Raw genomic sequence first — 20,133 nt, 5'->3', positions numbered from 1 at the left:
TGTTCAGGGGGGGTCGGGGGTGGCGGGCTCAGAGGCCCTCCGCGGGGCGTGGTTGACCGCCGGGTCGTCCCTTCCCGTGGGGGGGGGGGCCCGCGGGGCCCCCGCCGGCGCCCCCCGCCTCGATTACTTGACGCTCGCGAGGATGGAGTTGACCTGGGTCTCCGCGTCGGCCAGCAGCTGGTCGATGTTCGCGTTCTTGTCGGTCAGCACCTTCTGCATCGCCACGTCCAGCACCGCGTAGATCTGCTGCGCGTTCGGCGGCTCGAGCTTCACCGGGACCTTGCCCATGCTCGCCACGAACGGCGCGTAGTTCTGCTGCGGCACGTTCGCGTACTGCTTGTCGGACGCGGCCTGCTTCTCCGCCGCGGCGCCGGTGTAGATGGCCGGCTCCGGGAGGCCGACCGGCTGGTCGGTCTCGCTGGCCCACTTGTTCTCCTCGGCGACCTTGTCCGGCGAGGTGAACCAGAACGTCAGCCACTTGAGGCCGGCCTGGATCTTCTCCGGGCTGAGGCCGGCCTTGAACATGTAGCCCTCGCCGCCGCCCAGGGTGCCCTGGCCGTCCGGGATCGGGCCCAGGCCGTAGGTCTCGTACTTGCCCTTGTACTGGTTCACGATGGTCGGCACGTTGTCCGCGGTGGCGACGTACATGCCGAGCTTGCCGGAGCCCATCTGGTTGAGCAGGTCGGCCCACTCCAGCAGCTGCTTCTGGCCCATCGAGTCGTCCGTCCAGCGCATGTCCTTGAGCTGCTGCAGGACCTGCTTGCCCTTCTCGTTGTTGAACGCGGCCTTCCAGGTGCCGCCCTCGTTGGTGGCGATGTCGCCGCCGATCGAGTAGAGCTCGGCGGTGTAGTGCCAGCCACCGGTGTTGCTCTTGCTGTAGTCGCCGTAGCCGACCGTGCCGTTGCCCAGCGCCGAGATCTTCTGCGCCGCGGTGCGGACGTCCGCCCAGGTGGCCGGCGGGCTGTTCGGGTCCAGCCCGGCCTTGGTGAACAGGTCGCGGTTGTAGAGCAGACCCATCGAGTAGTTCTTGTACGGCAACCCGTACGTGCCGCCCTTGTCGTCCTGGAAGACCTTGAGCACCTCGGGCTTGATCTCCCCGGTGACCGGATAGTCCTTCAGGTATTTGCTGATGTCGGAGACCTGGCGCTTGGCGATCAGGCTGGCCGGGTCGGTGAAGTACACGTAGAAGACATCCTCGAGCTGGCCGCCGGCGAGCTTTGCCGGGAACGTCTGCGGGTCCATCTTGCCCTCGCGGACGTCCAGCTTGATGTTCTTGTTGGCCGCCTCGAACGCGGCGACGTTGGCCATGAACCGGTCGTGGTTGGCCTTCTCGGTGGCCGGCGGAAGCCCGTTGATGACGAGGGTGACCGGCCCGTCGGCAGCCTTGGGGGCGTCGCCGCTGTCGCTGCCGCACGCGGCCGCGGACAGACCGAGCCCGGCGACCAGCAACGCCCCGAGGGCGGTGCGCAGCCTGGTTGTGAACATGGGGGACACCTTCCTGCTCGCTTTATTTCGATGGCTCGTGAGCTTCATGTTTCGTGGCGATGACGGTACTAAGTCAAACGGGTAGCCGCAAGAAGTGAACGTAAGACAGAAAAAACTTGACTTTAGTGGCGTGAGGCACAAAGAAGCGGGCGGACCCCATGGGTCCGCCCGCTGACGTTCGTAAATGTCCTGCTCAGCCCGCCTTTGCCGGCCCGGTGGAGCCGCGCACCACCAGTTCCGGCTCGAAGAGCAACTCGTCCGGCCGCACGCCGGAACCCTCGATCTGGTTGACCAGCAGATCCACCGCCGCCTGGCCCATCATCTCGATCGGCTGGCGCACCGTGGTCAGCGGCGGGTCGGTGCAGGTCATCAGCACCGAGTCGTCGAAGCCCACCACGGACACGTCGCCCGGCACGTCCAGGCCGAGCCGGCGGGCCGCCCGGATCGAGCCCAGCGCCAGCACGTCGGAGGCGCAGATCATGCCGGTCACGCCACGCTGGATCAGCCGGCCGGCCGCCAGCCGCGCGCTCTCCATCGAGAAGTTGGTGCGCTCGACCCACTCGTCCGGGGTCTCCCAGCCGGCCAGCTTGGCCACCGCGGCCAGCTTGCGGCGCGACGGCATGTGGTCCTCCGGGCCCATCACCATGCCGATCCGCTCGTGCCCCAGCGAACGGAGATGCCCGTAGGCCTGCTCGACGGCCACCGCGTCGTCCGTGGAGATGTGCGGGAAGCCCAGACCATCGACGCCGGCGTTGACCATCACCACCGGCATCCGGCGGTCCAGCAGCTGGCGGTAGTGGTCGTGCTCGGCGCCGGCCAGCGCGTATGACCCACCGGCGAAGACCACACCGGACACCTGGTGGTCCAGCAGCATCTCGATGTAGTCGCTCTCCGGGACGCCGCCGATCGTGCGGGCGCACAGCGCCGGAGTGAAGCCGCGCTGGGCCAGGCTCGCGGTGACCACCTCCGCCAGCGCCGGGAAGATCGGGTTCTGCAGCTCAGGCAGCACCAGGCCGACCAGCCGGCCGCGCTCGCCGCGCAGTTTCGTCGGCCGCTCGTAACCCAGCACATCGAGGGCGGTCAGCACAGAGGCGCGGGTGGACTCGGAGACGCCGCTGCGCCCGTTCAGCACCCGGCTGACCGTCGCCTCGCTGACGCCCGCCTTCTTGGCCACCTCGGCCAGTCGTTTGGTCACGACGGAATCCTACGTCAGAATCTTGCAAGAAACGAACGTCGGTTTGCTGCCCCAGGCGTCCGCTTTCAACGGCTTACCGCAAGCAGGTGCCGCGTTGGGCACGCGGGGCGGCGCGCGGGAGGATCGTCGGGTGAGTGGGTACGGGGACGCGGCTCGGCTGCGGCTGACGATGCTCGGCGCCTTCCAGGTGTGCCGGGGCGAGACCGTCGTGCCCGTGCCCGGCGCGCGGCTGCGTGGCCTGGTGGTTCGGCTGGCGCTGGCCGGTGGCCGCGCGGTCGGACCTGGTCCGCTGGTCGAGGCGCTCTGGCCCGACGAGGTGCCGGGCGACCCGGCGAACGCCCTGCAGTCACTGGTGTCCCGGCTGCGCCGGGTCCTGGGCTCGGCCGCGGCGGTGTCCCAGTCCGACGGCGGCTACCGGCTGGAGATCCGCCCCGAGGACGTCGACGCGCTGCGCTTCGAGCGGCTGGCCGCCGAGGGCCGCGACCGGTTGCGCGCGGGCGACGCCCGATCCGCGCGGGCCATGCTGGCCGAGGCCGTCGCGCTCTGGCCCGAGCCGGCCTCCGACGAGCCGGCCGCGATCGTCGCGGTGGCGCCGGCGGTCGCCACCCAGCTGGCCCGATCGGCGGTCGAGGCGGGCGCCGACCTGGCCGAGGCCGACCTGGCGCTGGGCGATCCGCGGGCCGCGGGCGCGCGGCTGACCACCCTGCTGGCCGGGCACCCGGAGAACGAGCGGGTGGCCGCGCTGCTGATGGACGCACTCGCCGCCCAGGGCCGCCAGGCCGAGGCCCTCGACCTCTTCGAGCGGGTCCGCGACACGCTCGCCGACCGGCTCGGCGCCGACCCGGGCGCCGCCCTGCGCGAGCGCCACCTGCGCCTGCTGCGCTCGCCGGCCACGGTCGCCCCGACCGGCGACGAACCGCCGCCGAGCAACCTGCCCGCACCGCTCACCAGCTTCCTCGGCCGGGATGACGCCCTGGCCCGGCTGGACGGCCTGCTCGCCGCGGGGCGGCTGGTCAGCGTGGTCGGGCCGGGCGGCGCGGGCAAGACCCGGCTCGCCGTGGAGGCGGCCCGGCGGCACCGGCACGAATACCGCGACGGCACCTGGCTGGTCGACCTGGCCGCGGTGACCGAGCCGGCCAAGGCCGGCGCGGCGGTGCTGGCCGCGATCGGGTTGCGCGGCGCCGCGCTGTTCGAGGGCTCCGGCCGGAGCCGGGACGAGAACGGCGAGCTCGACGTGCTGATCGAGCAGCTCAACGGCCGGCAGTGCCTGCTCGTGGTGGACAACTGCGAGCACCTGATCGACGAGATCGCGCATCTGATCGCGGCGCTGCTGCCGCGCTGCGCCGGGCTGCGGGTGCTGGCCACCAGCCGCGAGCCGCTCGCGGTGGACGGTGAGGCGCTGGTGCCGCTCGGCCCGCTCGCGCTGCCCGAGCCGGAAGCCACTGTGGAGCGGGCACGCCGGAGTCCGGCGGTGCGGCTGTTCACCGACCGGGCCGCGGCGGTGCGTCCCGGGTTCGATGTGGACGACGAGACGCTCGGCGACGTGGTGCGGGTGGTGCGCGGGCTGGACGGCATGCCGCTGGCCCTGGAACTGGCCGCGGCAAGGCTGCGCACACTGTCGCTGACCCAGCTCGCCGGCGGGCTGTCCGACCGGTTCCGGCTGCTCGGCACCGGCCGGCGCACGGCCTCCGCCCGGCACCGCACGCTGCGCGCGGTGATCGCGTGGAGCTGGGATCTGCTGGGCCCGCACGAGCGCACCGTGGCGGACCGCATCGCGGTGCTGCCCGGCGGCGTGACGGCGGCCTCGGCGACCGCGGTCTGCGCCGGCACCGACGTGCCGCCGGCCGAGATCCCGGAACTGCTGGCCGGCCTCGTCGACCGCTCGCTGCTGCAGCTCGCGCCCGAGCCGGGCCGCTACCGGATGCTCGAGACCCTGCGCGAATACGGCGCCCGGCGGCTGTCCGACGAGGGCACGCTGAGCGCGGTGCGAGGTCTCGCGGCCGCCCACCTGAGCCACCTCGTGGCCCGCTACGACCCGCAGCTGCGCGGCGCCGGCCAGCTCGCCGCGCTCCGCGAGATGCGGGCCGAATACGACAACGCGCTCGCCGCCCTGCGGCACCTCTGCGCGACCGGCGACGGCACCGGCGCGCTCCGGCTGGCGCTGAACCTGTCCTGGTACTGGCAGATGTTCGGCCGCTACCAGGACGCCACCTACTGGCTGGGCGAGGCGCTGGCGCTGCCGGGTGGCAGACGCACCGTGGACCGGGACTGTGCCGAGGCGGTGCTGGTGCTGAACCGGATGAGCGGCGAGCACAGCCTGGTTCCCGAGGCGGTCAAGGCCCGCGAGGCCGAGCTGCGCAGGCTCGCCGACCGCCTGATCGCCTATCCGCCGCTGCCCGGGCTGGCCGGGGCGCTGACCGCGATGACGATGTTCTTCCTGCAGGAGCGAGAGCAGGCGCTGGCCATCCTCCAGCGCCTGATCGACGGGTCGGACGTGTGGCTGGCCGGCCTGGCCCACATCTTCCGGGCCCAGGCCGCCGAGAACGAGGGCGACCTCGACCGGCTGCGCGTCGACGTGGTCGCCGCGCTGGACTGCTTCGGCGCGGTCGGCGACCGCTGGGGCCTGGCCATCGCACTGCCGATACGCGCGATGCTGAGGCAATACGACGGCGATCTGGACGGCGCCCGGGCCGACCTGAGCGAGGCGGGGATGCTGGCCCGTGAGTTCGGGTCACTGAGCCTGAACGACGAGATCTTCATCGACCTGCGCTGGATCGACCTGCACATGCGTCGCGGCGACCCCGGGCGGGCCTTCGCCGCGGTCGAGACGGCCCGGGAGAAGGCGCTGCGGTCCCGGTCGCCCGAGATGATCGTCCTGATCGACGCGCTGGAGGCCGGCCTGCACGCGCGGACCGGCGACCTGGACCGGGCCGCCGAACTGGTCGGCCGGGCCGAGGCCGCGATGAACGGCGAGGTCCGCTTCGCCGGCGATCACGGGCGGGCGATCACCGGCTGCGTGCGCGCCTGGCTGTGCGTGGTCCGCGGCGACGGGCCCGGTGCGGAGGTGGCTCTGACCACGGCGTACGCGGCCGGGATCGAGACCCGCGACATGCCGATCCTGGCGATGGTGACGGTGACCGCGGCGGGCCTGGCCGACCTCTACGGGCAGCACCGGGATGTGGCCCGGCTGCTCGGCGCGGCGGCCCGGCTGCGGGGTGCGCACGACCGGACCGACGCGCAGATCCGGGACCTGAGCCGCAGCGCCCGGGAGGCGCTGGGCGAGGACGTCTTCGCGGACGCGTACCGCAAGGGTTGGGAGTTGGACGGGAAGACGGCCTCGGCCCAGGTGGATCCGGCGCGGTTGCGCCGGGCGGCGCTGCCCGCGCCGGACCCTCAGGCCCGGCGCGCGTAGGCCCGCAGCGCGAGCGGCACGAAGACCAGCAGCAAGCCCGCCATCCAGGCCAGCGTCACCACCAGGTGATTGGCCACCGGACCGCCGACCAGCAGCCCGCGGATCGTGCCGACCAGCGGCGTGATCGGGTTGACGTGCACGAAGGCCTGCAGCCAGCCGGGCAGGGTGTCGGTCGCGACGAACACGTTGCTGCCGAACGAGAGCGGGAAGACCAGCAGGAACATCACGCCCTGCACCGCGCCCGAGGTGCGCACCAGCATGCCGACCCAGACCGAGATCCAGCAGAAGCACAGGCCGAAGCCGATCGACAGGGCGACCGCGGCGAGCGCCGGCACGAAACCGGTCTCCACCCGGAACCCCATCACGAAACCGAAGCCGAGCATCACCGCGCACACCGTCAGATAGCGCACGATGTCCGCGGCGACCGCGCCGACCAGCGGCGCCGACCGTGCCACCGGCAGGGACCGGAAGCGGTCGAAGACGCCCTTCTCGATGTCCGCGTTCAGGTTCTGGCCGAGCGCGATGCCGCCCATCGCCAGCGACTGCGCGAGCATGCCGGGCAACAGGAACTGCAGGTAGGCCTGCCGGTCGCCGCCGGAGAGCGCGCCGCCGAACAGGTAGGTGAACAGCAGCAGGAAGATCACCGGCTGCAGCGTCACGTCGATCAGCGCCTCCGGCGTGCGGACGGTCTTGATCAGGCTGCGCCGGGCGAGCGCGACGCTGTGCCGCACCAGCGCCGCGACCGCACCGCCGCGCGGCCGGTCCAGGGTCCGGTCGAGGGTGAGCGTGGTCATACGAGTTCGTCCTCTCGCGACAGGGCGGGCTTGGTCACACGGCCGGTGAGCGCGTGGAACACCTCGTCCAGGCTGGGCAGGTGCAGGGCCAGGTCGGTGACCTCGATGCCGGCCCGGCGCAACGCGGGCACCGCGTGATCGAGGGCGGTGTCGTCGCTGACCGGCACCGACACCGCTCCCGGTCGGGCGCCCGCCGCGGTGTCCGCCGACGCCGAGGTGCCGGGCGCGGCGACCGCGTCGAGCACCCGCAGCGCGTCCGGCACCCGGGCCGGGTCGGCCGGTCGCACCCGCAGGGTCAGCCCGCCGGACCGGCGTTTGAGCCCGTCCGGCGAGTCGTGCGCGATCACCCGGCCCTCGTTGATCACCACGATCTCGTCGGCCAGCGCGTCGGCCTCCTCGAGATATTGCGTGGTGAGCAGCACGCTGGCGCCCTGCGTGACCTGGGTGCGCACGACGCCCCACATGTCCTCGCGCTTGGCCGGGTCGAGACCGGTGGTGGGCTCGTCCAGGAAGATCACCTCGGGGTGGCCGACCAGGCTCGCGGCCAGGTCGAGCCGGCGGCGCATGCCACCCGAATAGGTCTTCGCCCGGCGTCCGGCCGCCTCCGCGAGGTCGAACCACTCGAGCAGCTCGGCGGCCCTGCGCCGGGCGTCCTTCGTCGTCAGGTCGAGCAGCTGGCCGATCAGCACCAGGTTCTGGGTGCCGGTCAGGTCCTCGTCCACGCTGGCATATTGGCCGGTCAGGCCGATGCGGCGGCGCACCCGCTGGGGCTGCTTGAGCACGTCGATGCCGGCCACCTCGGCGTATCCCTCGTCGGGGCGCAGGAGGGTGGCGAGCACGCGTACCGCGGTGGTCTTGCCCGCGCCGTTGGGCCCGAGCACGCCGAGCACCGTGCCGCGGCGCATCGCCAGGTCCACGCCGTCCAGCGCCTGAGTCTTGCCGAATCGTTTGCGGAGCCCTTCGGCCCGCACCACGAGATCATCCATGAGAGGCAGAGTGGCCCGGCCCGCTGACACGGCGCGCACACGGCGCTGATACGCCGCTGTCAGCGTCGCCTGCCCCAGGGCTTGTAGGTGGACAGCACGGTCGCGAAGATCAACAGGCTGGACGAGACGGACGGGGCGACGACCATGTTGACCCGGTCCCGGCTCGGCAGGTCGCTCCCGAGCTCGCCGGCCTGCTGCAGGCCCGGATAGAGCAGGAACACCACGAGGCCCAGCATCACCGTGGTGAGCAGCAGCTTGATCGCCACCCACCAGTGCTTGAGCAGGCCCCACGGGGTGAGCATCGCGTTCACCACGCCGACCAGCCAGACCAGGGCGCTGAGCGGGGTGAAGAGGACCCGCCCGATGAAGCTCTGTGCCGGGTAGACGACCTCGGGGTCGGCGCCGGCGAGCCCGGCGATGCCGAAGGTCAGCAGCACCAGGTCGACGCCGAGCCAGCCGACCGCGGTGATCACGTGCACGGTGAGGATCAGCTTGCGCAGGCGCGGGGTGAGCTTCATGCCCCCGACCCTGCCGCTTCACGGCGGCCGGGACATGCCGCACGAAACGCAATCCCGCCTACGCCCCGTGACGTACGTCCTGTCCTTGCTCTGCACACCTATACGCAACACCCCGCTGGGCGGGATCTACGCTGCGTGCCATGGCTCGACGATGCCCCTGCGACAGCGGCAACATCTATGCGGACTGCTGCGAGCCGGCCCATCGGGGTTCGGCGCCGGCCACGGCCGAGGCGCTGATGCGCTCGCGCTACAGCGCCTATGCGCTGGACGACACGGCCTATGTGCTGCGGTCCTGGCACCCGGACACCCGCCCGCCGTCACTCGCCGGGGACTCCGGCCTGCGCTGGACCGGGCTCTCCGTGCTGAAGACCGAGGCCGGCGGCCTGTTCGACCGCGACGGCTTCGTCGAGTTCACGGCCCACTATCGGGACGACGGCCGGCCGGGCGAGATGCACGAGCGCAGCCGATTTCTCCGCGTCGACGGCGCCTGGCTCTACTGGGGTCCTTCGGTGTGAAGGGTGAGAGCCGACCAGAGTGAAGGGTGCGCGCATCGTCCTGGACGCGCCAGCGGCCATGATGCGCACGCCCGGCCCGGCGGGAGCTGCGACGCGCGCCCACCCACCCGGCTGCGACCTCATGCCCTTGATTTTCCGGAGGGGTCGCGATGGTGTGGTCTTGTTACCGGAGGATCATCGGCAGGGAGGTGAGGTCAATGGCGACCCGGCATCAGCGCCCGCTCGACGACGGCATCGTGCGGGACTTCAAGGTCAATCTCTCGTACGGGAAGTATCTGCACCTGGACGAGGTCCTCAGCGCTCAGCACCCGGTCAGCGTGCCGGCGCACCACGACGAGCTGCTGTTCATCCTGCAGCACCAGACCTCCGAGCTGTGGCTCAAGCTGGTGCTGCACGAGCTGCGTGAGGTGCTGCGGCGGCTGGCGGCGGACGAGTTGCGGCCGGCGCTCAAGGGGCTGGCGCGGGTCAAGCACATCCAGCGGTGCCTGACCGAACAGTGGTCGGTGCTGGCCACGCTCACGCCGAGCGAATACGCCGAGTTCCGCAGCTTCCTCGGCACCTCGTCGGGATTCCAGTCCTACCAATATCGCGCGGTGGAGTTCACGCTCGGCAACAAGGACGCCCGGATGCTGTCGCTCTTCGACGACGACCCGGCGGCCAAGGCGATGCTCACCGACGCGCTCGAGGCGCCCAGCGTCTATGACGAGTTCCTGCGATACCTGCACCGGCACGGGCATGACGTGCCGGTGGAGATCCTGCAGCGGGACGTGACATTGCCCTACCGGTTCAACGCCGACCTGGTGCCGGTGTTCGTGGGCATCTACTCGGCGGCCGATGAGCACTGGGAATCGTATGAGGCGTGCGAGGAACTGGTCGACCTGGAGGAGAACTTCCAGCTCTGGCGATTCCGGCACCTCAAGACGGTGGAGCGGACGATCGGCGTCAAGCGCGGCACCGGCGGGTCCAGTGGAGTGGACTTCCTGCGCAAGGCCCTGGATCTGACGTTCTTCCCGGAGCTTTACGCGGTGCGCACCGAGATTGGGGTTCTTCCGTAGTGGACTTTCGAGCTCTCGACGCGGCCGACCCGCTCGCGTCCTTCCGCGCGCAGTTCCTGCCCGCGCCCGGCGTGCTGGCCTATCTGGACGGCAACTCGCTCGGCAAGCCGCCGATCGCCGCCGCCGAGCGGATGGACGAGTTCATCCGCGGGCAGTGGGCGGGCCGGCTGATCCAGGGCTGGACCGACGAATGGCTCGAGTGGCCGCTGCGCCTGGGGGACCGGCTCGGCGAGATCGCCCTGGGTGCGGCGCCCGGGCAGGTGGTGGTCGCGGACTCCACCACGGTGCTGCTCTACAAGCTGGCCCGGGCCGCCGTCGGCGCCCGTCCCGGCCGCCACGAGATCGTGCTGGACTCGGACAACTTCCCCACCGACCGGTACGTGCTGGAAGGCATCGCCGCCGAGCGTGGCCTGCGGCTGCGCTGGATCACGACCGATCCGGAGGCCGGCGTGCAGCCGTCCCAGGTCGCCGCGGTGGTCGGTCCGGACACCGCGCTGGTGCTGTTCAGCCACGTCGCCTATCGGTCCGGGTGGCTGGCGGACGCGGCCGAGATCACCCGGATCGCGCACGACGCCGGGGCGCTGGCGATGTGGGACCTGAGCCATTCCGCCGGCTCGGTGCCGGTGCGGCTGGACGAGTGGGGGGTGGATCTGGCGGTCGGGTGCACGTACAAATACCTGAACGGCGGCCCCGGGGCGCCCGCGTTCGCCTACCTGCGCAGTGGCTTGCAGGACGAGGTGCGGCAGCCGATCTGGGGCTGGATGGGGCATCGGGCGTCGTTCGAGATGGGTCCCGGCCACGACTTCGCGCCCGGCGTGCGGGCGCTGCTGAGCGGCACGCCGCCGATCCTGGCGATGGTGCCGCTGAGCGCGTCGCTGGACATGCTGGAGTCGGCCGGGATCGAGGCTGTGCGCGCGAAGTCGTTGCGGCTGACCGACTATGTGCTTGCCCTGGCTGATTCGCTGTTGGAGCCGCTGGGCGTGCAGGTGGCCGGGCCGCGGGAGCCGGCGCTGCGCGGCGGGCACGTGACGTTGCGGCGTCCCGGCTTCGACGCGCTGCTCGAGCCGTTGTGGGCGGCCGGGGTGATCCCGGACTACCGGCGCCCCGACGGGCTGCGGATCGGCCCGGCGCCGCTGAGCACCAGTTTCGCCGAAGTGCACGAGGGGATGAGCGTGCTGCGTGATCTGATCGTGAAGTCTTCGTGACGCTGCTCGTCGCCGATTCGATCTGGTGGGACGGGGGGTTCGTCGCCGGGTCCGCCGTGCGGGGCGGCCGGCTCGTTCCGTCGCCTGCGCCGGGGGCGCGGCGGGTCCGGTTTCCGGGCACGCTGCTGCCTGGGCTGACTGACGCGCACGTGCACGCTCAGCTGGTCGACCTGGCCACGGTCCGGGCCGGTGGCATCGCCGGCGTCTGGGATCTCGGCGGAAACCCGTCGTTTCTGCGGCGGCTTGGCGGTTCAATCCCGCGGCCGGCGGTCGGGTTGAGTCCGCGGCCGGCGGTCGGGTTGAGTCCGCGGCCGGCGGTTGGGTCGGATCCGCGGCCGGTGGTTGGGTCGCTTCCGCGGCTGGCTTTCGCGGGTCAGTTCCTGACCGCGCCGGGTGGATATCCGAGCGACCGTGAGTGGGCGCCGGCCGGGTGTTGCCGGTTTGTGAGCACAGCCGCGGACGCGGACGTCGCCGTCGCGGAGCAGGCGTCTTACGGCGCCGCTCTGATCAAGGTGACGTTGCACGCCGGTGGCCCGCTGCTGCCCGAGGCGACGGTGGCGGCGATCGTGTCGGCGGCGCACGAGCGGGGTCTGCCGGTGGTGGCGCACGCGGAAGGCCCCGGCACGGTCGCGGCGGCGGTGTCGGCCGGGGTCGACATGCTGGCGCACACCCCGTGGACGGAAGCCCAGGACGACGGCCTGCTCCGTGCCGCGGCCGCCGCGGGCATGCGCTGGATCAGCACCCTCGACATCCACGGCTACGGAAGATCAACCCCCGCTGCGGTCACCGCAGTCGACAACCTGAGGCGCTTCCTGGGGTACGGAGGCAGCGTCGTCTACGGCACAGATCTGGGCAACGGCCCACTGATCCCAGGAATCAACCCCCGCGAGATAACCGCGTTGCTGAGCGCGGGCCTGTCCCCAACCGAAATCCTGACCGCGATGACGTGGGACTCGAAAGACCTGCCACCGGCATGGATCCCGGGCGGGCTGGACCTGGAGCCGGCGCATTTCGCCGACGTCCTGGCGACCGCCCGGGTGGTCGGCCCCGAGGTCCGCCCCGCCTTCCCCGGCCCGTAACACTCCCCAGCTCTGCCTTTGCCCGCCGGTTTCCGCGGTGCGGCCCGGCTCAGGCATGCTCGGAGTCGCGCACCTCCTTCCGGCCTTGGCGAGACTGCCGCGCGCCACCTATGCCCTGATGTGTTGCCTCCGCCCCATCGTGCGGCGGGGGTTTGCCGGTCGGGACAGCCCGGCGGGTGCGCGCGGAGGTCTCTCCGCGCTCGGCTTGGGCGGGTGTCACGAGGGCCTCAGGGGTGCGCGTATCTGGAAAGGGTTTGGGATTTGGGGGTTTGTTTTGGCGTTGGAGGGGGTGGATTCGGGGGTCTTCGCGTAGACAGGGGGAATGGGGTTGATCGTGGTTTCTGGAGCTACCGGGCGGCTTGGTGGGCGGGTTGCTCGGCGGCTTGCGGCTGGTGGAGTGGCTCAGCGGTTGCTGGTGCGCGATGCCGGGCGGGCGCCTCGGCTGGATGGGGCTGAGGTCGCGGTCGCGGAATATGGCGATCGGGAGGCGGTGCGGCGGGGGCTCGAGGGCGCGGAGACGGTGCTGATGGTTTCCGGGGCGGAGAGTGTGGATCGGGTGGATCGGCATCGGGCGTTCGTGGATGCGGCGGCCGCGGCCGGGGTCGGGCAGTTGGTTTACACGTCGTTCGTGGGGGCGGCGCCGGATTCGGTGTTCACGCTGGCTCGGGATCATTGGGCCACCGAGGAGCACATCAAGGGCAGTGGGGTGCCGTACACGTTCCTGCGGGACAACCTGTATGCCGATTTTCTGCCGCTGATGGTCGGCGAGGACGGGGTCATCCGCGGGCCCGGTGGCGATGGGCGGGCGGCGGTCGTGGCGCAGGACGACATCGCGGACGTCGCCGAGGCGGTGCTGCGGGCGCCGGGTGCGCATGTGGGGAAAACCTACGACCTGACCGGGCCCGAAGCGTTGTCGTTCGCGGAGATGGCGGAGATCGTCACCCGGGAGACCGGGCGGGCGGTGCGCTATCACGAGGAGACGGTTGACGAGGCTTATGCGTCGCGGGCCGGGTTCGGGGCGCCGGACTGGCAGGTCACGGCTTGGGTGAGCACCTATACGTCGGTTGCGGCGGGGGAGCTGGCCGCGGTGTCGCCTGCCGTCGAGGAGCTGAGTGGGCACCCGGCGACCTCGTTGGCGCGGTTGCTCGCCTCGTCACGGTGATTCATGAGCCCAGGTTGACCGTCTCTCCGGTCGTCGCGCTGATCCGGGCCGCGTCCAGGATGTCCAGGCCGCGCACCGAATCCCAGGGGTCGACCGGCGCCGGACCCTCGCCGAGGACCGCCGCCGCGAACAGCTTGTAGTACTCGTCCCAGCGTCCGCGCTCGGATCGCACCGGCGCGCCGGTCGCGCCGCGGTAGAGCCGGCCCCACGCGTGCTCCTGCTCGACGCCCCAGCGCTCGCCCAGTGCCGCCGGGGTCCGGCCGGCCTTGAGCGCCGCCTCCTGGCCGTCGATGCCGTCCACCATGTAGGTGCCGGTGGTGCCGCTGACCCGGAACCGCGGGCCCGGCGCGGCCTGCCGCCAACTGCCGGACAGGTGTGACTCGGCGCCGTTCTCGTGGTGCAGCGCCACGAACACGTCGTCGTCGAGGTCGCCGTCGCCGCGCACCTCGGCATAGACCCGGGCCACCGGGCCGTTCAGCACCAGAGCCTGATCGACCAGGTGCGAGCCGAAGTCCAGCAGCGTTCCACCGCCGGCGGCGGGCGGCATGCGACCCGGCTCCCAGCGTTCGAACCGCGACTCGAAACGCCGCACCTCACCAAGCGCACCCTCGGCGACCAGCCGGCGGACGGTGCGGAAGTCGGAGTCCCAGCGCCGGTTCTGATAGACCGACAGCAACACCCCCGCCTCCGCGGCGGCGGTCGTCACCTCGCGGGCGGCCTCGGCGTCCAACGCGAACGGCTTGTCCACCACCGTGGCCAGGCCCAGTCCGATCGCCTCACGGGCCAGCTCGGCGTGGGTGGCGGCCGGCGTGGAGATGGTCACCGCCTGAACGCCGTCGGCGGCCGCGGCGGCGATCGAGTCATAGGCGGTGAGCCCGGCGGGCAGCTCGGCCCGGCGCTCCGGCGACCGGGTCACCACCCCGGCGAACTCGATGCCCGGCACGGAGACGATCAGCGGGGCGTGGAATATCCGCCCGCCGGGGCCGTATCCCACCAAGCCATACCGCACGCTTTCAGCCATGTTTCCGATCTTAGGCGGCTGGGGTGGGGAGATGTATTCCGTCGGGCTTGTGCTCGGCATGCACGCACGCAGGCCGATCCTGTCCGCCTCGGCGGTGGCGGCAGCCCGGCTCTGAGCGCGCCGTTGTCGGATGGCTGACCAGTCCCTGCTCAAGGGGTATCTCGACCGCACAATTGCGCAATGGACCATGCCACGGGGACAAGCACGCCGTTCGCAGATCTCGACCGAATGCCACCGCCGATGCTGGCGATGCTGATCGAGGCGCTCGCTGAGATGTCCCGGCATCCGGAGATCAAACGGGTCCGCCAGGCGGGATTCGACGCGCTGCACCCCGCGGCCGGCGCGCGCCTGCTGGACGCCGGATGCGGCGGCGGCGAGGTGGCCCGGCGCCTGGCCGCGCTGGCCGGCCCGACCGGCGGGGTGACCGCGCTGGACTACTCGGCGGTCACCATCGAGGCCGCCCTCCGGCGGCACGATGGCAGCAACGTCGACTACATCCAAGGCGACGTCTCCGACATCGACCTGGGCGACGACACCGTCGACGGCGTCTGGTGCGAACGCGTCCTGCAACACGTCGCCGACGCCGACCGCGCCATCGGCGAACTCATCCGTGTCACCCGCCCCGGTGGCCGCATCTGCCTCATCGACACCGACTGGCACTCGCTCGCCTTCGACGGCATGCCGCCCGGCCTGACCGGCTCCGTGCGGTCGCACATGCTGGCGCAGTTCACCGCCAGCCAGGTCGACATGGGCCGCACCCTGCGCGGCCGGCTGGTGCGAGCCGGCCTCACCGAGGTCGAGGCGACCCCGCTCACCCTCTTCTTCGACACGCCCGCCTCGGCCGCCGTAGTCCTTCCGATGGTCAACCCGATGGTTCCGGCGGAAACCGGCATGTGGCCGGGCGGAGACGTGCGCGACGCCTGGCTGACGGAGGTCGACCACGCAGGCGGCCGCGGCGACTTCCTCGCGGTCCTCACGATCTGGGTCGTGGCCGGCACGGTGCAGTAGCTGTCTGGCGGTTAGCGATCTGGACCGACCCGCGGCGGACCCCGCCGGCCTGCGGCGGAACATCCTCGGGCCTGACGGCAGGACAGGCGACCTCGGGCCTGGCGGCAGGACAGGCGACCTCGGGCCTGGCGGCAGGACAGGCGACCTCGGGCCTGGCGGCAGGACAGGCGACGCCTGGTGGGTCGGCATCAGGACACCCGGCGCCAGTATTGGCGCTTGTGGTCGTCGCGGACCACGTAGCCGAGGCGGGCGAGCTCGTCGCGCAGTTCGGTGACGTCGCGGCTGTCTCCGCCGTCGAGCGCCTTCTGCCGGGCGGCGAAGACCGCGCTCGCCGTGGCGGAGATCTCGGGCAGGTCTGGCAGCCATCGCCGATAGGCGTCCGCATAGGGATCCTTGTCGGCCCAGGCGATGCCGTGTGTCCGCAGCGCGGGCATGATCCGTTTCGGGGACAGATGGAAGGGCTCGCGAGCCAGCTCCTGCCCCATGCGGCCCAGCAGCACCAGCTGGTCGCGGTCGCGGAACACCACCGCCACATCGCCGCGCGGCACCACTCGTCGCACCCCGGGTCTGGTCATCTCCACCTCCGTCCTGCTCACCCGCACCGTCAATGACTCCGCCTGCACGAAGCCCGCCAGCACCAGCCCGGCGATCGCGCCGAGAACCAGCGCGCCGATCGTCGCGTGCGGCTCCGGCAACCCCTGCACCAGCTTGAAGACCCCGCGCATCGGCGCCCAGGGGAACCGCACCGCGAAATCGGCGAGCCGATCGAGACCTAGCAGCAGCGCCGCGCCGGCCGCCGGCAACACGGTCCACACCGCGATGCGGGCCCAGAGCGGGGTCGTCACAGTCGTCGTCTCGTCGAGCACGGGATCAGTCTTCGCGGCGTCGCACGGCCGTTGCTACGGTCTGGCGGCTATGTCGGATAGACCAAAGTCGACGACGACGTCGACCGTCGGCGACTGTCCAGCCGCATCCCCCGCCGGTACGTTTTCGGCATGTGGCGCAGACGGACAGCGAAGCAGTGGCTGCTCGAGGTAACCCTCGGGCTGGTCGCTCTCATGCTCGGCGTCTTCTTCGCGTTCGAGTCGGTCGGGCAGGATCCGCCGCACCGGGTCGAGTTCGTCACCGGGGCGATTTCGGTCGTCGCGCTGATCCTCTTGCGCCGTGAGCATCCGGTCGCGCTCACCCTCGGTCTGATGCCGTTGGCCATCATGTTCGCGATGCCGATGGGCGCTCTTCCGATCGCATTGTTCGCTGTCGGGTTGCACCGGCGGGCGCGCACCGCGATCGTCCTGTTCGTCCTCTATGCCGCTGCGGTGACCACGGTCTATCGGCTGGCCATCGCCGACGACCGCTCCTATCGCGAGGCCGTCGTCTTCCTCGTGCTCCTGCACATCAGCGTGCTGGCGGTGGCGATGCTGATCCGCTCGCACCGGCTGCTCGTGCGTTCCTGGGCCGAGCGCGCCCGACAGGCCGAGGAGGGCCAGCGGATGCGCATCGAGCAGGCCCGGCTGGCCGAGCGTGAGCGCATCGCACGAGAGATGCACGACGTGCTGGCACACCGCATCTCGCTGCTGGCGCTGCATGCCGGCGCGATGGAGGTGCGACGGGACGCGCCGGAGGACGAGCGGGCGGCGGCCGGGGTGATCCGGCAGTGCGCCTATGACGCGCTGGAGGATCTGCGTCTGGTGATCGGGATGTTGCGCGACCATCCGGCTGAGGACCGCCCGCTGCCGACGCTGGGTGACGTGCCGACGCTGGTGGACGAGTGCCGGCAGGCGGGTGTCTCGATCGACCTTGATCTGGACGACGAGGCCGAGGTGCCCGAGGCCGTGGGGCGAAACGCCTACCGGATCGTGCAGGAGGCACTCACCAATGCGCGCAAGCACGCCCCGGGAGCGCCGGTCCGGGTGTCCGTGAGCAACCTTGACACCTGGGGTTTGGTGGTCAAAGTCGACAACGCCCTGCTCGGGCGCTCGCACCCAGCCGGCCCAGCCGGCTCGGCCGCCGCAGGTGAGGCATGGGCGTCCGGCCACGGGTCGGCCGCGGAAGAGCCGGCGAGGACGGCAGGCCCGGCCGGATCCGCGGTGCTGGCACCAACCAGGGAATCGGCTGGGTCGGCTGGGTTCCGCGCATCGGTGGATGAACCGGCTGCGGCTGAGGTTGGGGAGGCAGCGGGAGCGAGGGAGGCGGCCATGCCGGACCTGCCGACGAGGGCTGCCGAATCGGTCGTGGCGGCTGGCGGCGTGCCCGGCGCCGGTGCCGGATTGATCGGCCTGCGGGAGCGGGTTCAGCTGGCCGGCGGGAGTCTCGAGCACGGCCCGACGGCGGACGGTGAGTTTCGCCTGACGGCTCGGCTGCCGTGGGCGACATGATGCCGGGACGCATCGAGGCAGGCACCCCACCGGTGGACGAGCCGGAAGCGGGAGATTCACCCGCCGCCGAGCGGCGAGAGGGGGAGCAGCCCGCGAAGGACTCGGTGGCGACGACGGTGGGTGAGACGGCCGTGGGGCCGGCGGGGGATGGGGCGACGGTGGGTAAGACGGCCGTAGGGCTGGCGCGGGATGGGGCGACTGTGGGCGGGACGGCCGTGGGGCCGGCGGGAGATGGGGCGTCGGTGGTGCCGGAGGTCGTGCGCGTGCTGTTGGTTGATGACGATGCGCTGGTGCGGGCCGGATTGACCATGATGTTGGGGGCGTTCGACGGGATCGAGGTGGCCGGCGCGGTCTCCGACGGCACCGAGGTCGCCTCGGCCGTCAACACCCACAAGCCCGACGTCGTCCTGATGGACATCCGGATGCCGGGGATGGACGGCCTGACCGCCACCGAGTCGTTGCGGCAGCGGCGGGATGCGCCTCAGGTGATCGTGCTGACCACCTTCGACGCGGACGAGCATGTGTTGCGGGCGCTGCGGGCCGGGGCCAGTGGGTTTCTGCTCAAGCACACGCCGCCGCAGGAGATCGCCGATGCTGTGCGGCGGGTGGCGGCTGGGGAGCCGATGCTGTCGCCTGAGGTTCTGCGCCGGATGATGACTCTGGTGGCGCGGGCCGATACCGATCCGGGGCGGGTTCGGGCGCAAGCCGCGTTGGCTCGGCTCAGCACCGGGGAGCGGGCGGTGGCGCTTCTCGTGGCGCGGGGGCGCACCAATCAGGAGATCGGCACCACGCTGCGGATGAGCACGGCCACCGTCAAGGCGTATGTATCGCGGATCCTGACCAAGCTGGAACTGACCAACCGGGTGCAGGTGGCTCTGCTGGTCCACGATGCCCACCGATGAAGTGCTCGACGCGGTTCTTGCCGGCGACCTTGGCGGCGTACATGGCGGTGTCGGCGCGGCGCATCAGGTCGGCGGCCGCGACCGACGGGGTGGTGGTCGCGAGGCCTACGCTGGCGCTCACCCGGACTGTTGCTGCGCTCAGGTGCACCGGGCCGTCGATGCGGGCGCTCAGTTCGGCGGCGCGGCGGTCCGCATCATCCGGGCCGCTGAGGCCCGTGAGCAGGAGGGCGAACTCGTCGCCGCCGAGGCGGGCCGCCAGACCGGTGTCGCCCGCGGCCGCTCGGAGTCGCGCGGCGACCTCGACCAGCAGTTCGTCCCCGGCGGCGTGGCCGAAGGTGTCGTTGACCTGCTTGAAGTCGTTGAGGTCGACGTTGCAGAGGGCGACCGTCCCGGCCGGCGCCTCGGCCAGCGCCGCGTCCAGGCGCTGCCGGAAGAGCTCGCGGTTGGCGAGCTGAGTGAGGTCGTCGTGATGGGCGCGGTGCTGCAGTTCGGCGAGCACGCTGCGGCTGGTCTCGCCCAGCACGATCTGGTGCATCAGGTTGCGGAAGGCGACCAGCACGTCGTCCCGCACCGGGCGGATACCGCCGAGCAGCAGATAGCGGTCGGCGGTCGCCTCCACGCGCCAGTGCCGCATCCGAGGCGCCAGCTCCGCGAAGTAGCTGACCGGGTCCTCCACGGCGGCCGGCGGCACGATCTCGCCGCGGATCGGCTTCTCCATGCCGAGGTTGCGCAGCACGCGCAGGCCGTCCGGCTCGGAGCGGATGATCATCATCGCGGTGCCGGGGGTCTGTTCGAGCATCCGCGCCGAGAGTTCGGCGCCGATGCCGTGGACCTCTGCCACATCGGTGGCGGCCAGGATCCGCGAGCCGGCGGTGGAGAGCAGCGCGTCCCGGTTCGAGACCAGCTCCTGATTGACGAGGATCCGGCGGATGTTGCGCATCACCAGGCCCACCGGCAGCACGAACGGCACCATGCCGAGCACCTGCTTGGAGTGCCACGCCGGGCCGGAACCGCCGAGCGCTTCGGCGAGCGCGACGCTGCCGGGGATGATCGCCAGGCCCAGGACCGTCCGGATCGCCCAGCCCCGCGCCGACCCGTGCAATGCCAGTGTTGCGTAGACCGCGATGGTGATCGTCAGGATGCGCAGCGGATCGTCCAGGCCCGCGCCGACCGCCACGAGCAGGGCCGGCACGAGCACCGACTCCAAGGCGACCGGGCGATCGAGCCGGATGGTCAGGACGAGCACCACCAGCAGCAGGCACAGCGCCAGCATCGAGGCGCCCGTTCGGTTCGGGTCACCGTGTGTGGTCAGCAGCGGCCAGGCGTGAGCGGTCACCACGCCGATGGAGACGAGGCCGGCCATCAGCCTGGTCCGGTCCAGTGGCGTGCGCATGGACTTCCAGTCGGCACCGGGAGCCCCG

The 20,133-nt window shown here is 71.6% G+C and carries 17 protein-coding genes; 9 read left to right on the top strand and 8 right to left on the bottom strand.

What is annotated here, in order from left to right:
* Positions 1 to 123 precede the first annotated feature (123 nt).
* Complete coding sequence (locus ACZ6TI_RS38055; protein WP_465350097.1) at positions 124 to 1,485, bottom strand: ABC transporter substrate-binding protein; 1,362 nt, start codon at positions 1,483 to 1,485, stop codon at positions 124 to 126.
* Positions 1,486 to 1,678: 193 nt separating this feature from the next.
* Complete coding sequence (locus ACZ6TI_RS38050) at positions 1,679 to 2,680, bottom strand: LacI family DNA-binding transcriptional regulator (RefSeq protein WP_465350096.1); 1,002 nt, start codon at positions 2,678 to 2,680, stop codon at positions 1,679 to 1,681.
* A 130-nt stretch (positions 2,681 to 2,810) separates the two neighbouring features.
* Here ACZ6TI_RS38050 and ACZ6TI_RS38045 point away from each other — a divergent pair, with 130 nt between their 5' ends.
* Entirely contained in the window at positions 2,811 to 6,092 is a 3,282-nt protein-coding gene (locus ACZ6TI_RS38045) for a BTAD domain-containing putative transcriptional regulator (protein ID WP_465350095.1), read from the top strand.
* Here the strand turns inward: ACZ6TI_RS38045 and ACZ6TI_RS38040 are convergent.
* Genes ACZ6TI_RS38040 through ACZ6TI_RS38030 form a run of 3 tightly spaced genes read right to left on the bottom strand, consistent with a single transcriptional unit; the run spans position 6,074 to position 8,390 of the window.
* The gene (locus tag ACZ6TI_RS38040; RefSeq protein WP_465350094.1) at positions 6,074 to 6,886 is read right to left on the bottom strand and encodes an ABC transporter permease; all 813 of its coding nucleotides are present in this window, start codon (positions 6,884 to 6,886) and stop codon (positions 6,074 to 6,076) included. The two genes, ACZ6TI_RS38045 and ACZ6TI_RS38040, sit on opposite strands and share 19 nt — an antisense overlap.
* Positions 6,883 to 7,872, bottom strand: coding sequence for an ATP-binding cassette domain-containing protein (locus tag ACZ6TI_RS38035; protein WP_465350093.1), 990 nt, complete (start codon positions 7,870 to 7,872; stop codon positions 6,883 to 6,885). Before ACZ6TI_RS38035 ends, ACZ6TI_RS38040 begins: the two co-directional genes overlap by 4 nt.
* A gap of 59 nt (positions 7,873 to 7,931) precedes the next feature.
* A complete protein-coding gene (locus ACZ6TI_RS38030; protein ID WP_465350092.1) occupies positions 7,932 to 8,390 on the bottom strand; it encodes a hypothetical protein in 459 nt (152 codons plus the stop codon).
* Positions 8,391 to 8,530: 140 nt separating this feature from the next.
* On the opposite strand from ACZ6TI_RS38030, the gene ACZ6TI_RS38025 reads away from it, so the two are divergent.
* The 5 genes from ACZ6TI_RS38025 to ACZ6TI_RS38005 all read left to right on the top strand — a co-directional run bounded on the left by ACZ6TI_RS38025 (position 8,531) and on the right by ACZ6TI_RS38005 (position 13,406).
* Complete coding sequence (locus ACZ6TI_RS38025; RefSeq protein WP_465350091.1) at positions 8,531 to 8,905, top strand: YchJ family protein; 375 nt, start codon at positions 8,531 to 8,533, stop codon at positions 8,903 to 8,905.
* Between the two features lie 197 nt (positions 8,906 to 9,102).
* Positions 9,103 to 9,960 (top strand): tryptophan 2,3-dioxygenase, encoded by an 858-nt coding sequence (locus tag ACZ6TI_RS38020; protein ID WP_465350090.1) that lies wholly within the window; start codon positions 9,103 to 9,105, stop codon positions 9,958 to 9,960.
* A complete protein-coding gene (gene kynU / locus ACZ6TI_RS38015; RefSeq protein WP_465350089.1) occupies positions 9,960 to 11,165 on the top strand; it encodes a kynureninase in 1,206 nt (401 codons plus the stop codon). The genes ACZ6TI_RS38020 and kynU overlap by 1 nt, the downstream gene beginning before the upstream one ends.
* Positions 11,162 to 12,244: an amidohydrolase family protein gene (locus ACZ6TI_RS38010; RefSeq protein WP_465350088.1), complete on the top strand. Its 1,083-nt coding sequence runs from the start codon at positions 11,162 to 11,164 to the stop codon at positions 12,242 to 12,244. The genes kynU and ACZ6TI_RS38010 overlap by 4 nt, the downstream gene beginning before the upstream one ends.
* Positions 12,245 to 12,566: 322 nt before the next feature.
* Positions 12,567 to 13,406 (top strand): SDR family oxidoreductase, encoded by an 840-nt coding sequence (locus tag ACZ6TI_RS38005; RefSeq protein ID WP_465350087.1) that lies wholly within the window; start codon positions 12,567 to 12,569, stop codon positions 13,404 to 13,406.
* Between the two features lies 1 nt (position 13,407).
* On the opposite strand, the gene ACZ6TI_RS38000 is transcribed toward ACZ6TI_RS38005, so the two are convergent.
* The gene (locus ACZ6TI_RS38000; RefSeq protein WP_465350086.1) at positions 13,408 to 14,427 is read right to left on the bottom strand and encodes a Gfo/Idh/MocA family protein; all 1,020 of its coding nucleotides are present in this window, start codon (positions 14,425 to 14,427) and stop codon (positions 13,408 to 13,410) included.
* A gap of 180 nt (positions 14,428 to 14,607) precedes the next feature.
* Between ACZ6TI_RS38000 and ACZ6TI_RS37995 the strand changes: the two genes are divergently transcribed.
* Entirely contained in the window at positions 14,608 to 15,435 is an 828-nt protein-coding gene (locus ACZ6TI_RS37995) for a methyltransferase domain-containing protein (RefSeq protein WP_465350085.1), read from the top strand.
* 188 nt (positions 15,436 to 15,623) lie between these two features.
* Here ACZ6TI_RS37995 and ACZ6TI_RS37990 read toward each other — a convergent pair whose 3' ends face one another.
* Positions 15,624 to 16,301 (bottom strand): YqeB family protein, encoded by a 678-nt coding sequence (locus tag ACZ6TI_RS37990; RefSeq protein WP_465350084.1) that lies wholly within the window; start codon positions 16,299 to 16,301, stop codon positions 15,624 to 15,626.
* A 129-nt stretch (positions 16,302 to 16,430) separates the two neighbouring features.
* Between ACZ6TI_RS37990 and ACZ6TI_RS37985 the strand changes: the two genes are divergently transcribed.
* Together ACZ6TI_RS37985 and ACZ6TI_RS37980 are read left to right on the top strand one after the other, a co-directional pair.
* Entirely contained in the window at positions 16,431 to 17,810 is a 1,380-nt protein-coding gene (locus tag ACZ6TI_RS37985) for an ATP-binding protein (RefSeq protein ID WP_465350083.1), read from the top strand.
* A 104-nt stretch (positions 17,811 to 17,914) separates the two neighbouring features.
* Positions 17,915 to 18,712, top strand: coding sequence for a response regulator transcription factor (locus ACZ6TI_RS37980; RefSeq protein ID WP_465350101.1), 798 nt, complete (start codon positions 17,915 to 17,917; stop codon positions 18,710 to 18,712).
* On the opposite strand, the gene ACZ6TI_RS37975 is transcribed toward ACZ6TI_RS37980, so the two are convergent.
* On the bottom strand, positions 18,624 to 20,105 hold the full coding sequence (locus tag ACZ6TI_RS37975; protein WP_465350082.1) for a diguanylate cyclase domain-containing protein: 1,482 nt from the start codon (positions 20,103 to 20,105) through the stop codon (positions 18,624 to 18,626). The two genes, ACZ6TI_RS37980 and ACZ6TI_RS37975, sit on opposite strands and share 89 nt — an antisense overlap.
* Positions 20,106 to 20,133 lie beyond the last annotated feature (28 nt).

This window comes from Actinoplanes sp. NPDC051388 (assembly GCF_055586225.1).
This window is presented reverse-complemented; position numbering and strand designations above follow the sequence as displayed.